At 49.8% G+C, this 14,727-nt stretch carries 11 protein-coding genes; 2 read left to right on the top strand and 9 right to left on the bottom strand.

Features of this window, described 5'->3' with window-relative positions:
* Positions 1-2: 2 nt before the first annotated feature.
* Positions 3-773, bottom strand: coding sequence for a peptidoglycan editing factor PgeF (pgeF, locus tag AC27K1_RS16285; protein ID WP_487151875.1), 771 nt, complete (start codon positions 771-773; stop codon positions 3-5).
* A complete protein-coding gene (gene rluD / locus AC27K1_RS16280) occupies positions 745-1,725 on the bottom strand; it encodes a 23S rRNA pseudouridine(1911/1915/1917) synthase RluD (RefSeq protein WP_487151874.1) in 981 nt (326 codons plus the stop codon). Before rluD ends, pgeF begins: the two co-directional genes overlap by 29 nt.
* Positions 1,726-1,941: 216 nt before the next feature.
* Between rluD and AC27K1_RS16275 the strand changes: the two genes are divergently transcribed.
* Positions 1,942-2,919, top strand: coding sequence for an outer membrane protein assembly factor BamD (locus AC27K1_RS16275; RefSeq protein ID WP_487151873.1), 978 nt, complete (start codon positions 1,942-1,944; stop codon positions 2,917-2,919).
* Positions 2,920-2,990: 71 nt separating this feature from the next.
* A complete protein-coding gene (gene yacG, locus AC27K1_RS16270) occupies positions 2,991-3,200 on the top strand; it encodes a DNA gyrase inhibitor YacG (protein WP_487151872.1) in 210 nt (69 codons plus the stop codon).
* A gap of 48 nt (positions 3,201-3,248) precedes the next feature.
* Here the strand turns inward: yacG and AC27K1_RS16265 are convergent, their stop codons facing one another.
* The 7 genes from AC27K1_RS16265 to ftsZ all read right to left on the bottom strand — a co-directional run bounded on the left by AC27K1_RS16265 (position 3,249) and on the right by ftsZ (position 14,717).
* A complete protein-coding gene (locus AC27K1_RS16265) occupies positions 3,249-5,882 on the bottom strand; it encodes a hypothetical protein (RefSeq protein ID WP_487151871.1) in 2,634 nt (877 codons plus the stop codon).
* Between the two features lie 91 nt (positions 5,883-5,973).
* Positions 5,974-6,921 carry a Nudix family hydrolase gene (locus tag AC27K1_RS16260; RefSeq protein WP_487151870.1) on the bottom strand — a complete coding sequence of 316 codons (948 nt, stop codon included), beginning with the start codon at positions 6,919-6,921 and terminating at the stop codon, positions 5,974-5,976.
* A gap of 191 nt (positions 6,922-7,112) precedes the next feature.
* Positions 7,113-8,336, bottom strand: coding sequence for a bifunctional glutamate N-acetyltransferase/amino-acid acetyltransferase ArgJ (argJ, locus tag AC27K1_RS16255; RefSeq protein WP_487151869.1), 1,224 nt, complete (start codon positions 8,334-8,336; stop codon positions 7,113-7,115).
* A gap of 141 nt (positions 8,337-8,477) precedes the next feature.
* Positions 8,478-11,195, bottom strand: a complete 2,718-nt coding sequence (secA, locus tag AC27K1_RS16250) for a preprotein translocase subunit SecA (protein WP_487151868.1) — start codon at positions 11,193-11,195, stop codon at positions 8,478-8,480.
* A 47-nt stretch (positions 11,196-11,242) separates the two neighbouring features.
* Positions 11,243-12,178: a peptidoglycan DD-metalloendopeptidase family protein gene (locus AC27K1_RS16245; RefSeq protein ID WP_487151867.1), complete on the bottom strand. Its 936-nt coding sequence runs from the start codon at positions 12,176-12,178 to the stop codon at positions 11,243-11,245.
* 371 nt (positions 12,179-12,549) lie between these two features.
* Entirely contained in the window at positions 12,550-13,464 is a 915-nt protein-coding gene (gene lpxC, locus AC27K1_RS16240; protein WP_487151866.1) for a UDP-3-O-acyl-N-acetylglucosamine deacetylase, read from the bottom strand.
* A 101-nt stretch (positions 13,465-13,565) separates the two neighbouring features.
* On the bottom strand, positions 13,566-14,717 hold the full coding sequence (gene ftsZ / locus AC27K1_RS16235; RefSeq protein WP_395179257.1) for a cell division protein FtsZ: 1,152 nt from the start codon (positions 14,715-14,717) through the stop codon (positions 13,566-13,568).
* Positions 14,718-14,727 lie beyond the last annotated feature (10 nt).

Here is a 14,727-nt window from a genome sequence, read left to right as displayed (position 1 = left end):
GGTTATGCGTCAGTTCCGGCCAGCCAGATCACTGAAGCCAAGCGGCCGGACTTTGCACCATCACGCCGGTAAGAAAAAAACAGGTCTTCCTGGCGAACTGTGCAATAGCCCCCGCCATACACATCATGGATGCCCAGCGTCGCAAGGCGCTGCCGGGCCAGCGTGTAGATATCGGCAAACCAGCGATCGCCCTGGCCGGCCACGAAGGCACTTTCTGCTTCAGGGTCGTGCGCCAGGAATGCCTGCCGAACCTCCGGCCCCACTTCAAAACACGGCTGACTGATGGCAGGCCCAAGCCATGCCATCAGTGCATCCGGCGAATCATCAAAGACTGCAGCCGTATTCTCCAGCACACCACCGGCCAGCCCACGCCAACCGGCATGCGCTGCCGCCACACGGGTACCGGAGCGGTTGCAGAACAGGACAGGCAGGCAATCCGCTGTCAGCACGGCACAGGCGCGTTCTGACACCGCTGACCAGCAGGCATCCGCCTCTTTTTCCTCACAGTCCCGATCCGCCTGAACGACATCAGCACCATGCACCTGTTTCAACCACTGGATTTGATCGAGTGACCAGTCATGCATCAGCACTGCGCGATTGTGTAAAACCTTATCAGTGTCATCCCCCGAGCGAAGCCCGAGATTCAGACTTCGCCAGGGACCGTCACTAACACCACCACTTCGGGTGGTCACAAAGGCTTTCACCGAGGCGGGCGCTGGCCAGTCAGGTTGCAGATAACGACCGTCAGAAGACGGGTTCTGTGGTGTCGACATAGGCCTGCTGATCCCCCTCCAGCACTTCGAGCAATTCCACGAAATCCGCAGGCAAGTCGGACTCCCACTCCATATACTCCCCCGAAACCGGGTGTACCAGCCCCAGGCGACGGGCATGCAACGCCTGACGGCCAAATGTTCTCAGCATTTCCACCAGCTCAGGCGTCGCACCTTTGGGCAGCTTCAGACGCCCCGCGTACAAGGGGTCACCCACCAGGGGATAACCGATATGCGCCATATGCACCCGAATCTGATGGGTACGCCCCGTTTCCAGCTGCAGGCGGATATGCGTATGGGCACGGTATCTGTCGATAATGCGATAGTGCGTGAGGGCATACTTGCCGCTCTCGGTCACCGCCATTTTCAATCGGGTGGCCGGGTTACGACCAATCGGCGCCTCAACTTCACCGCCGGTCGTCATCGTACCGATCGCCACCGCCTCATATTCACGGCTGACGGTACGCTCCTGCAGCTGATCCACCAGATCGGCATGGGCAGCGAGGGTTTTCGCCACCACCATGAGACCACTGGTGTCCTTGTCCAACCGATGAACGATACCCGCCCGAGGCACACTGGCAATATCCGGATACCGGTAAAGCAAGGCATTCAGCAGTGTACCGCTGTAATTACCCGCCGCCGGATGCACCACCAGCCCGGCAGGCTTGTTGATCACCGCTATCGCGTCATCTTCATAGATCACATCCAGCGGGATAGCTTCCGGCTCCCAGCGTTCATCATTTTCCACTTCAGTGGCCAGTGTCAGCAGCTCACCCCCGAAAAACTTCTCTTTCGGTTTGCAGACCTTGCCGTCCACCTTCAGATCACCCGAGCGAATCCAGGACTGCAGGCTGGAGCGAGAGTAATCAGGAAATACCGCCGCAGCGATCTGGTCGAGGCGCTTGCCGCCGAGTTCTTCAGGGATGCAGGCTTCGAGTTCTATCCGTTCTGTCATTGAGTTGCCGAACAGTAAATATCAACAGGTTTCAGAAAACACAGGCAACCGCCACAAACGCTGTATCAGCAAGCCTGGGCGTTGCAGAAAAATCCACAATTTTAGCGTTTGGGATTAGGTTATGACCTATGTTTAAATACGAAGAATTAACGTCACGCAGTTTATCACACCACGTCCGGTTCCGGGGGACGGAAACCTCAGGGATATTGAGCAAACATGTTACTGAGCAAACGATTTTTTATTCTGGCCCTGGTCACATTCCTGACAGCCTGCGCCAGCAGCGAGAAAGAGAAGGTTCCCGAGAACCTGTCTGAAGCCGAGTTGTACCGTCAGGCCCAGCAATCGCTGGAGAACAGCAACTACAGCCAGGCCGTTGACAAACTCCGGGCACTGGAATCCCGCTATCCGTTCGGCCCATTCGCCGAACAGGCGCAGCTGGATCTGGTCTATGCCTACTACAAGAACATGGAGCCGGAAGCCGCACGGGCCTCGGCTGAGCGGTTCATCCGACTGCATCCACAGCATCCGAACGTGGATTACGCCTACTACATGCGTGGTCTGGCGTCTAACACCGCAGACCTTGGCTTGATTGAGCGGTATGTACCGGTTGATATGTCCAAGCGAGACCCCGGCCAGGCACGCCTGTCTTTCAACGAATTCTCTGAGCTGCTGCAACGCTTCCCGGACAGCCCTTACGCCAGCGACGCCCGTCAGCGGATGATCGCCCTGCGTAACCGCCTGTCATACTACGAGCTGCATGTCGCCAACTACTATATGAAGCGCAAGGCCTATGTCGCCGCCATCAACCGTGGACGCTACATTGTCGAGCACATGCAGGGCACGCCAGTCGTCGAAGAAGCGCTGGGAATGATGGTGGAAGGCTATCAGCATCTGAACCTGGAACAGCCGGCTAACGAAGCACTGGAAGTTTTAACAACCAACTTCCCTGATAGCAAGCTGATTGGCGAGAACGGTGAATTTACGGGTTACAAGGTCTATGCCGATGTTGATCCGTCCATCTGGAACATCATCACTTTCGGCCTGGTTGACGGCAAACCGGCTGACGAGATCAAGCCCGATCCTTACACTCCCAGAAGCCGCTCCTGGTTGAACGTGATCACCTTCGGCCTGCTGGGCGACAGCGGCAATGAGGCAACCGCCCCGAAACCGCCAGAGCAGTCCACCGGCCAATAAGTTCAGCTGAACACGAACAGGGCTCGCATAAGCGGGCCCTTCTCTTTATATCAATGCAAGAAATGATGACTATGACTACTGCAGTAAAATGCCCAACATGCGGCAAAAAAGTGATCTGGAAACCCGAGAATAAATTTCGTCCATTCTGCTGCGAACGTTGCCGATTGATTGATCTTGGCGCCTGGGCCAAGGAAGAGCACAAGATTCCGGGCAATAGCCAGTTTGACGATGTGATGGAAGGAGATCTGGATATATCTGTCGATTATGATGAGCGCTTTTAGCTGAATACCAAACAGGAGTTATCCTCATAACTCCCAACGTAACCAAACTCAGGGTACGTCACCACCTTCGCCTGCAACCAAATTCTCATTAGCAGAATGAAATTCACCGTCAGAAGAAAGAGATTCGTCATCAGAAGAAAGAGATTCGTCATCAAAATTCATCCTGATAACCCCACAATGCCAAAGCCGCTCTACCGGCACATTGCCTGGAACATCTCCAGTATCGACAGTATTTTCAGGCATATAAATAACTGCCTCCTTACGTTTCTGCTCTTTTTCATCGTCACTGTATACACGATCCACCTGGTTGCAGTTAATCGCTCGTCTTAACCTTAACTCAGGCGTGGCATTCTCTACATTCTCCCTACACATAGCGACATAGTGTCCTGGCATCATATTTGGCTGAACACCTGTTGGCGACCAACGAAAACAGAAGTTTTTCATTGCTTCAATGGAACGTTTCCAACACCCCTTGGCAGGCGGATCGTAAGGGGTATTCAACAATCTGATCGCGTGGGTTTTCCTGAGATGTGTCAGCCTGTAAAGCCTATCCCGCTCATGAGGATCTGCCACAACAGCGAGGGCATCCAGTATCTGGCGATTCTTCACCTGCGCCATGCGTTCAAGCACATTGTAAAGTGCAGCATACAAGGATTTGGGATCTGCCAGCGCCAACACATCAAGCATCGTCGGACGACCAAAATATTGCGCTGCATGCTCCCAGGTGCGTTTAAGCAACATTTCTAACAATTCTTCTATCGTATCCGCAAACTCAAACTCTACACCCTCAAAATGACCACACAACCCTGTGTCGATTGCACAACAGCTTATCTTATGATCACTATTCAGAACGTTGGCCTCTTCATCAGGCTTTACCTTTGCAACCCATAAATAGTTGTCCAGCTTCAGGCAGTCTTTGTCACCCAATAAACGGCGCTCAAAAAATGTTTCCGCCGGATTACCATCATCCGCAAAACACTCTTTCCACAAAACCTTTTTGCCGCCATGTCTTGTCTTATAATCTTCGATATGAGATTTAATGCTTTCAAACGACAAATCAAAACATGCTTCACCCTCAGCACAGGTAGAACCCAAATGCCGAGAGGCGATACAATACCGCTCATGCTTTTTTCCATTTTTATCAATATAAATATCTTCCAGATATTCAGAGTGCATGCGCATTTCAGCTTTCGAGTTTTTAAAATCCGGATTTGCAACAAGGCGCATTAAATTAGAAAAAGCCACTTCCCGTTGAGCTAACCTATCCTTCCGTAAGAAGTAAACCAATACCCCCCAATAAAAATCTGCCCTACTTCTATCTCCGACCAAATAAAACACAAGCCAAACAATTGCATAAACAACCATTTGCATAAAACGTTTAATCTTCTCCAGCCACGACACACCTTCAACAGATTTCACAACCCAACTGCCCTTATTTTTATTAGTATAAAAATCACCACTCTCATCAGGGCATTTATTACTTTTCACACCTTCCCGCTGATCTATTTTATGTCCCGTCAGAATAGAAACCGTACTTTGACCCACTTTCGAACGAGCATCTTTAACAATATAAGATTTTTCAGAATGAATAATGACAGACGCACCATCATTCAAACGTCGTTCTTTAGCTTCAATGGCCTGATGAAGACCATCACAAAAACGCTCATCTGGAAGCTCACGCTTGTTTTCTACCTCTGCCTCTGACCCTGCTGCCTCTGCTAGCTTAAGTTTAACAACCGCTTGATTGCCATTTTCTGACCGCTGTAAACTGTAGTCCTCACCCTTACACAAAAGACGGGCATGAAGAGCCAATCTGGCACGAAAAAGTAACAAACCCATGGCCCGCTCGCGTCTAAACTTATTGAGATTTTCTCTTCCCGTCTTAATATGATCTAACTTGTTGTATTCGACTCTTTTAATTTCTGGACTTGAGGATTCACCCAGCACCGTAAAGGATAAACGATCAAACATACCGCTATTCCCCAGCTCCTCCTCGAACTTGTCTTCAAATGCTTTCTGGGTATCTTCTGAGCAAAACCGAAAGCCGTACTCCTGATCAAGCGCTGCAATCTCTGCCGTTTCTTGTCTCAGTTCATCCAGCACTTTTCCTACAAGTCGATCAATGTCAATATAAAGGTCTGTAAATGAGTCCTGTGTCTCCCTAACCCGATCGGAGACAACTTTCCCACGAAAGACTTCTTTTGCATCAAACCTACCAGGATGGAATTCAGGGCAATCTTTTTGAGATTCCACCACCACTTTTTCATGATACTTTTTATGAATCCGTTGACCTACTTCACTTTCATCAACGCCATTAATCCCTTCAAGAATTTTATCAACACCTATTGAGGGGTCTTGATGGGTTTCCTCATCAATAATTTCAGCAATAATTCTCCGGCCTTTCTCCGGCCCTTCAAACTGTAATTGCGCAACCCCCCTTTCATGCAAATTCTTACAATCTGTACAAGTCGGATAGCCCATGCAACCGATATTCTTAAACGCAGACGTCACATTATCAAAGGCACGCATCTTTTCCGCTTCAGCGTCTATTTCTGCTTCAGCTTCAGATTTACCATTTTTTCTGGCTTTTTCTCTAATACCTTCCCCAACATCTCGATTTTTACGAGGATCTATAAAGCCTGGGAAAGCACGTTGAAGATGGCTGATAACAAGCTCAGGCATAGATTTCCCCGCAAGGCTCAATGTTGAACTACAAATAGTAAGACAAAAAAATCTCAATTAAGTTCACAATCAGCTGCAGGGAATACGAAACCTACCACCAGGCTGAAAGCGCAGCAGCACCCTGACCACCACTAGCCTTAATGTTAGGAATATGGTCTGTTTCCATCCCACCTAACCAAAACAGGGGCAACTTGGCTTGTTCAGTCAGCGTACTCGATTCTTCCCATCCTAAAGGGGTGGCATCAGGATGGCTGGTAGTCGGTAATACAGGCGAGAGAGTAGCGAACTGACAACCAATGGTTAAGGCCATAGCCAGCTCACGCTCATTGTGACAGGAAGCTGAAAGCAGTTTTGGCGAACCAGAATGGCGCCAATCAGACTGGTAACACATTGATAACTCAGCTGACGTCAGATGAATACCGTCCACCCAGTCTTCATTCAATAGCACTAAATCCCCCTTAATCAGAAACCGGCAAGAATGAGCACGACAAAGCTCAGATGCATCTTCTGCCAGCTTTAGATACTGATCATTTTCCAACCAGGGGGCTCGGAACTGCACCAACTTAATACCTGAATTTAGATTCTTCTCCAAGCGCATAAGAAACTCAGCATGATCCTGAAAAGCGCCTGTAATTAAATAGCGATCCGGCAATGTTGCAGCCGTGACTATCGGAAGATTAGCCGCAGGAAACTGATAAGCACCTAAATCACAAAGGGGAACCCAACGAACCTCCTGACCTTCGCACCCTCTAGCTTCACCTGAAAATTTTGTGACTCGCCAGACATCCAGCTTTACAGATTTGTCATCGTAATCATGTCGAACAGAGATCAAAGGAGCAGCTTCCAATACCTGAATACCTAACTCTTCGGCAAGCTCACGACAAAGGGCATCCCTGACATTTTCACCAGGCTCTACCTTCCCGCCAGGAAACTCCCACAAACCACCCTGATGCTTATTTGTCGGACGTAACGCGAGCAATACTGCACCATCCTCTCGTCCAATCACTGCAGCGGCAACATGTACAACACCGTGATTCATTTCGATAACCACTCCATACGCAGATTTAAATGTGCCTTACGCCCTTGATAAAGATAGTGACCTGTAGCTCGTAATAGCTAGAACAAGCTCAGAAACCCATGACATAGAGCGTTAAATCAAAGACTTTTTAAGTTGCACATATATGGCCTGAGACATGACAAATATTATGGTACAAGTTGACAACAACCGAATTACGTTCGGTATTCGGCATTAATCTTGACATATTCATGTGAAAGATCAGAAGTCCAGACAGTTTCAGAAAAGCGTCCCCGCCCCAAAACAATTCGAATAGTGAATTCATCCTGATCCATGATGGCCTGGCCTTCTGACTCCTTATAACCAGCGCTCAGCCCACCATCCGATACAATACAGACATCGCCCAGGTATATTGCAATCTTATTAATATCGAGCCCTTCCACAGAGGCACGCCCAACAGCCGCCAATATACGGCCCCAGTTCGGATCACTGGCAAAACATGCCGTTTTCACTAATGGAGAGTGCGCTATGGTATAAGCCACTTCCAATGCTTCGCCGGATGATCCTGCCTGCTCAACCACAATACTGACGAACTTGGTCGCACCTTCGGCATCCCGAATCAGTGATTGAGCCAATTGCTTGCATAGCTCTACCAAATGGCAGCTCAATACGGAGTAAAGTGGATGATCAGCGCTGGCAATCATTTCATTGCCTGCCGCCCCCGTCGCCACCAACAAACATGCATCATTGGTTGATGTATCACCATCCACGGAAATACGGTTGAAAGATTGATTGACCGCATCGTTAAGGATCTGCTGAAGACAGGCAGTATCAATCGACACATCCGTTGCAATGAAGGCTAACATGGTTGCCATATCTGGCCTTATCATGCCCGCGCCCTTGGCAATACCTGTTAGTGTATAGACAGCCCCATCGTACTCAAATTGGACAGAGTCCCCTTTGGGACGAGTATCTGTCGTCATGATCCCTTCAGCCGCTTCTCGCCAGGCAGCTTCCCCCTCATCCAACCTGGCAGCACATCCAGGCAATCCGGCGAGTAGCGTAGGAACAGGCAGGTATTCACCAATAACACCTGTTGAAAACGACAATACCTGATCTGGCAAACAACCCAGCTCTTCAGCCAAACGCGCGGTGCAGGTTTCAGCATCATTAAAACCTCGCATACCTGTGCCGGCATTGGCATTCCCGGTATTTACAACCAACGCACAGGGATGATTTTTTAACCGTCGACGTGACAGATCAACAGGGGCAGCACAGAAACGATTTTGGGTAAAAACACCAGCAACCGAAGCATCTTCAGACCACTTCATGACTACAAGATCTTTGCGCCCCGGGTATCGAATACCCGCTTCCACTGTACCCAAACGAAAACCCTTGACCGGGTACATTACCTGAAGAAGGGTATGTTCTGACGTCATCACAGAGGTTCCTCGTAAAACTGCCTTGTACCATCTGGCAACAAAGATAAATTAATGATTATTATTCCTGGACATCCGGCCCAATAAAACAATGCCCCCCATCAGGGAGGCATTGCAATCCACCGCTCAAGCAGGTTCTATTTAGACAATCTTGCCATGACACTGCTTGTACTTTTTGCCGGAACCACAAGGGCAAGGCTCATTACGCCCGACCTTCTTGCCATCCCGGACAAACGGCTGAGCAGAGGGCTGTTCAGCTGGCTGCGGCTCACCGGCGGGTGTATCCATAGCGGCGGCCTGTTCATGCTGGAATTGCATTCTACGAGCCAATTCCTCACGACGCTGGCGTTCCATCTCTTCTGTACGATCGTTGTCCTGAACCTGAACGTGGGACAGGATACGAATCACTTCGTGCTTGATATCACTGAGCATTTGCTGGAACAGCTCGAAGGCTTCACGCTTGTATTCCTGCTTCGGATTCTTGGCCGCAAAGCCACGCAAATGAATCCCCTGGCGCAGGTGGTCCATCGTCGCCAGATGCTCCTTCCACTTATCATCCAGAATTCGCAGAAGAATATGCTTCTCAAACGCTCTCAGCGCTTCGGCACCAGCCATTTCTTCTTTTTGCTGGTAAGAGGCAACGACTTTTTCAAGAATCCGCTGACGCAGGCCTTCCTCTTCCAGGTGGTCTTCTGCTTCTAACCACTCTGCAATCGGCAGCTTTTCAGCAAATTCGGAAGCAATCCGGGTTTCCAGACCAGGAATATCCCACTGCTCTTCCAACGTTTGCGGCGGAATATATTCATTAATGATTTCTTCAATCACTTCTTCACGGATATTGGCAATGCTATCTGCCACATTTTCCGCTTCAAGCAGCTCATCACGCTGGGCATAAACAACCTTACGTTGGTCATTGGCCACATCATCATATTCCAGCAGCTGCTTACGAATATCGAAGTTACGGCCCTCGACCTTTCTCTGGGCCTTTTCAATAGCATTGGTGACCATGCGATGTTCAATCGCTTCGCCTTTCTCCATCCCCATCGCTTTCATGAAGTTCTTAACTCTGTCTGAAGCGAAAATACGCATCAGGTTATCTTCAAGCGACAGGTAAAAACGGGAAATACCGGGATCACCCTGACGACCCGCACGGCCGCGCAACTGGTTATCAATACGGCGGGATTCGTGACGCTCGGTACCGATAATATGGAGGCCACCTGAGTCCAGCACCTGCTGATGGCGCTTTTGCCATTCAGCCTTAATTCCGTCTATATCATCCTGAGTGGCATTATCGAGTGCGGCCACCTCAGCTTCCCAGTTACCACCAAGGATAATGTCCGTGCCACGGCCAGCCATGTTCGTAGCGATAGTCACGGTACCAGGACGCCCTGCCTGGGCAATAATTTCCGCTTCCTTTTCGTGGTATTTGGCGTTCAGAACCTGATGATTGATCTTGGCTTTTTTCAGTGCCGCAGACAGCAATTCAGAAGACTCGATGGACGCAGTACCGACCAGAATCGGTCGTCCTTCGTTCATTGCAGTCTTGATATCTTCAATGATTGCGTCGTATTTTTCCTGAATCGTCAGGAATACGAGGTCATTGAGATCATTACGAGACATGGGCTTGTTAGTCGGAATAACAACCACATCCAGTCCATAAATCTGACGGAACTCATACGCTTCGGTATCCGCCGTACCCGTCATACCGGAAAGCGTTTCATATAAACGGAAGTAATTCTGGAAGGTGGTAGAAGCCAGTGTCTGACTTTCCGCCTGAATAGCGACACCTTCTTTAGCTTCCAGGGCCTGATGCAGACCTTCTGACAGGCGCCGACCATGCATGGTTCTGCCTGTGTGCTCGTCAACCAGCAGGATATCGTTGCCGTTGACAATATAATCTACGTTCTTGTGAAAGAGGACATGCGCTTTCAACGCGGCATTAACATGATGCAGAAGGTTCAGGTTATTAGATGCATAGAGGCTCTCACCTTCAGGCAACAATCCTTCCTGAGTCAGCAGCTCCTCAATGAACTGATGCCCTTCTTCCGTTAACTCTACCTGCCGGGTTTTCTCGTCGACCTGATAGTGGCCCTGCTCTTCACCCTCTTCATAGTGGCGCGTCAACTTTGGAATCAAACGATTTATGCGCTTATAGAGTTCAGAACTGTCTTCAGCAGGACCTGAAATAATAAGCGGCGTTCTCGCCTCATCAATCAGGATGGAGTCAACCTCATCCACGATGGCGAAATTCAGTGGGCGCTGGAACTTGTCCTCGGCACTGAAAGCCATGTTGTCTCGCAGGAAGTCAAAACCAAATTCGTTGTTGGTTCCGTAGGTGATATCCGCCTGGTAAGCAGCACGCTTGTCTTCCGGCCCCTGCATTGGCACAACTACACCGACGGTCATCCCAAGGAATTCATAGAGAGGTCGCATCCAGTTGGCATCACGGGTAGCCAGATAGTCGTTGACTGTAACGACATGAACACCTTTGCCAGACAGCGCATTAAGATAAGCCGGTAATGTTGCAACCAGTGTCTTACCTTCACCGGTTCGCATCTCAGCAATACGACCTTCATGCAGCGTGATACCACCAATCATCTGCACATCAAAGTGACGCATACCCATGATGCGCTTGCTGGCCTCACGACAAACAGCAAACGCCTCTGACATGATCTGATCAAGGGTTTCCCCTTTTTCAAGGCGCGCCTTGAACTCACCGGTTTTCGCCTGCAGCTGCTCATCTGTCAGCTGGGAAATTCCGTCTTCCAGGGCGTTGATGGCCTTAACCACCTTGCCCATTTTTTTGAGTTGTCGGTCGTTTTTACTACCAAAAACTTTCTTAATTAGGGGTGCCAACATAATTTCAGTAATGCCTAAACTGATCGAATCCCGAAAAAAATAATGAATTATCGGCTGGCACGGTATATATAACGGGCCGGGTTTACCTGACGACCATTCACCAGCACTTCAAAATGCACATGCGGGCCGGTTGAACGCCCAGTGCTACCCATCAGGCTTATGGTCTGTCCCTTGCTGATAATATCGCCAACACTCACCAGAATGTCTTTGTTATGGCCATAACGGGTGACATACCCATTACCATGATTGATCTCAACCAGGTTGCCATAACCACTTCGCTTACCTGCCCAGGTCACCACACCAGAACCGACAGCTATAACATCCGAGCCATCCTTACCGGCGAAATCAACCCCTTTGTGCCACGCAGGGCGTCCACTGAACGGATCGGTTCTACGACCAAAAGGAGATGACATCCACCCTTTTTTGATAGGGCGTCCGGCTATATAGACATCATCCTGTAATTTGCGGTCCAGCAGCAGGTTTTCAAGAACGTTAAGCTGCTCTTCACGCTTATCAACCTGCATCGCAAGCTGATCAATTAACGAAACAAAATTCGGCGGCTGATAACTAATGCCTGATTCCACCATTTCATCAGGCCCCCCCTGTGCAGCCGGGGAGCTGAAATCAAATTCACCTGCATCCAGCTTTGCCATCGCGGTCAGGCGTTCACCCAAAGCATCCAGACGAAGGATTTGTCCCTGAATCTGCGCTAACTGCACTGCCAGCGCATCAATTTCAAGACTGGCATTACCGCGAATTGCATCAATATCATCCTGCTGACGTGCAATGGTCTGTTGCCATTGCGACAACTCTCTGGCCGTCAGGGAACCACCAACATTGACATTGACCATCGACCAGGCCAAAAAATAGCCACAAAACAAAAGAGCTGCTGCAACCAGACAGCCGAAAAACACCAGCTTTCGTGGTTTTAAATTGATAGTCTGGCTCTTGCCATGCTGCTGGCTGACAACAATTATCTTCATTGTCACATTAACCGGGTCTATACCTGTTATACAGTTATGTTGTTCAGTTCTGCCCAGCCCTGTATACAGCCAAACCGGTGGAACCGTACCAAATAAAAAATCAAGCCGGCCAACTCTAGCATTAGCCATCCCCCCCCGCAACTGCAGCACATTGTGGACTCACGACCACAGGCAAACAATCTCCACAAGCATTAAGCTAACCGTCTACCTCAAATGCGAGAGCACAACATTGCTTACTAAAACCGAGTACTACGACTTAAATCTAGAACACCCTGGCCGACTTCCGCCACCTCAAACAGCGTCATCCACAATGGCAGAAAAAAGAAAAGCCACCTGAAGAGGTGGCTTAAAAAGAGAGAAGTAAAACAGTATCAGGCCACAACCAACGTTGGCCGAGCATACGAAATAGGTGCACTGGTCGCATCTTCAAATGTCACCATTTCCCAGGCGGACTCATCAGCAATCAATGCACGCAATAACTTGTTGTTCAGCGAATGGCCAGACTTATGACCAATGAATTCACCGATCAAACTGGTACCGAGAAGATACAGGTCACCAATCGCATCCAACATCTTGTGTTTCACAAACTCATCGTCATAGCGAAGACCGTCTTCATTGAGAATGCGGTACTCATCAACCACGATGGCGTTATCAACGCTACCGCCAAGCGCCAGATTTTGCGAACGCAGATACTCAATATCTTTCATGAAGCCAAATGTACGAGCCCGACTCACTTCCTTAACAAAGGACGTACTGGAGAAGTCGATACTGGAACGCTGCACCAGGCCCTTGAAGACAGGATGGTCAAAATCAATACTGAACGTCACCTTGAAACCGTCAAAGGGAACAAAGGTAGCCGTCTTGCCGTCTTCTTCTACGGTGACTTTCTTCTTGATGCGAATAAATTTCTTCGCTGCGGCCTGCTCTTCAATACCCGCAGACTGAATCAGAAAGACGAAGGGACCCGCACTGCCATCCATGATAGGCACTTCATGCGCTGTCACTTCAACGTAAGCGTTATCAATACCCAAACCTGCCATTGCAGACAAAAGGTGTTCAACGGTATCAACTCGCACACCATCTTTTTCCAGTGATGTGCAGAGTGTCGTCTGCCCTACGTTCTCGGCACGCGCCGGAATTTCAACTACAGGATCCAGATCGGTACGACAGAATACAATGCCGGTATCGACAGGCGCAGGCTTCAGCGTCAGGTAAACCTTCTCGCCGGAATGAAGCCCTACTCCTGTAGCACGAATAATATTTTTGAGCGTTCGCTGTCTAATCATGACCCAGCCGTTAGCTTGCATCTGCACAAAATAGTCAATAAACGGCCATTCTAGCAGAGTAATCTCGCCTTACAAAGTGTTACATCTTGACCGCGCAGGCTTTAATCAGCCTGGCGGCGTAAAAATGCCGGAATATCCAGATAGTCCGTATCCGTCTTAGCGCTGGGCGCTGCATCAACATCACTGCCCGCAACCGCTTTCTTACGAAGGATGGTAGGACGATCAAGCTCGCTGTAGTTCACATTACCATCAGCACTCTTGGCAGCATTATCAACCACCTTCTTGACTTTCTGCTCCGGCTTACCAAGACCAGTCGCCACTACCGTGACACGGATTTCATCCGACATTTCCGGATCAATAACAGTACCCACTACCACCGTAGCATCATCAGACGCAAATTGCTCAACGGTACTGCCCACTTCTGTGAATTCACCGATGGAGAAATCCAGACCTGCAGTAATGTTAACGAGAATACCCCGCGCGCCCTGCAGATCCACATCTTCCAGCAGAGGACTGCGAATCGCTGCTTCCGCGGCTTCTACTGCACGGTTGGAACCCGTCGCGTTACCGGTACCCATCATCGCCATGCCCATCTCAGACATAACCGTCCGTACGTCTGCAAAGTCGACATTGATCATACCGGGGCGAATGATCAGGTCCGCAATACCCTGAACCGCACCCTGAAGCACGTCGTTCGCGGCACAGAATGCAGACAGCAGACTTGCATCCTTACCCAGTACTGGCAGCAGCTTTTCATTCGGAATGGTGATCAGGGAATCGACATGCTCAGCCAATTCCTTCAACCCCTGATCGGCAATAGACATCCGCTTTCTGCCTTCGAAGGGAAAGGGACGCGTAACTACGGCCACTGTCAGAATACCAAGCTCCCGGGCCACTTCCGCCACAACTGGCGCAGCGCCGGTGCCTGTACCACCACCCATACCGGCAGTAATGAAAACCATATCCGCACCTGACAGCACTTCTGCCAGACGCTCACGATCCTCCAATGCGGCCTGCCGCCCGATTTCGGGGTTTGCGCCAGCACCGAGACCTTTTGTAATACCTGTACCCAGCTGCAGCAAGGTTCTGGCATTGAGATGCTTCAGCGCCTGGGCATCTGTATTGGCTACAATAAAGTCCACACCCTCAACCTGACTGTTGAGCATGTGATTAACGGCATTGCCGCCGCCACCGCCGACACCGACCACTTTTATGACCGCATTTTGCGGCACATTATCGACCAGTTCGAACATGACAAATCTC

The sequence above is a fragment of the Kistimonas ophiarachnellae genome, from assembly GCF_057552235.1.
The sequence above is the reverse complement of the archived record's forward strand: the minus strand, read 5'-3'. Positions and strand labels throughout refer to the sequence as shown.

Coding starts and splice junctions, on each gene's coding strand:
- pgeF (WP_487151875.1), bottom strand. CDS start 773: ATGTCGACACCACAGAACCCGTCTTCTGACGGTCGTTATCTGCAACCT.
- rluD (WP_487151874.1), bottom strand. CDS start 1,725: ATGACAGAACGGATAGAACTCGAAGCCTGCATCCCTGAAGAACTCGGC.
- AC27K1_RS16275 (WP_487151873.1), top strand. CDS start 1,942: ATGTTACTGAGCAAACGATTTTTTATTCTGGCCCTGGTCACATTCCTG.
- yacG (WP_487151872.1), top strand. CDS start 2,991: ATGACTACTGCAGTAAAATGCCCAACATGCGGCAAAAAAGTGATCTGG.
- AC27K1_RS16265 (WP_487151871.1), bottom strand. CDS start 5,882: ATGCCTGAGCTTGTTATCAGCCATCTTCAACGTGCTTTCCCAGGCTTT.
- AC27K1_RS16260 (WP_487151870.1), bottom strand. CDS start 6,921: ATGAATCACGGTGTTGTACATGTTGCCGCTGCAGTGATTGGACGAGAG.
- argJ (WP_487151869.1), bottom strand. CDS start 8,336: ATGACGTCAGAACATACCCTTCTTCAGGTAATGTACCCGGTCAAGGGT.
- secA (WP_487151868.1), bottom strand. CDS start 11,195: ATGTTGGCACCCCTAATTAAGAAAGTTTTTGGTAGTAAAAACGACCGA.
- AC27K1_RS16245 (WP_487151867.1), bottom strand. CDS start 12,178: ATGAAGATAATTGTTGTCAGCCAGCAGCATGGCAAGAGCCAGACTATC.
- lpxC (WP_487151866.1), bottom strand. CDS start 13,464: ATGATTAGACAGCGAACGCTCAAAAATATTATTCGTGCTACAGGAGTA.
- ftsZ (WP_395179257.1), bottom strand. CDS start 14,717: ATGTTCGAACTGGTCGATAATGTGCCGCAAAATGCGGTCATAAAAGTG.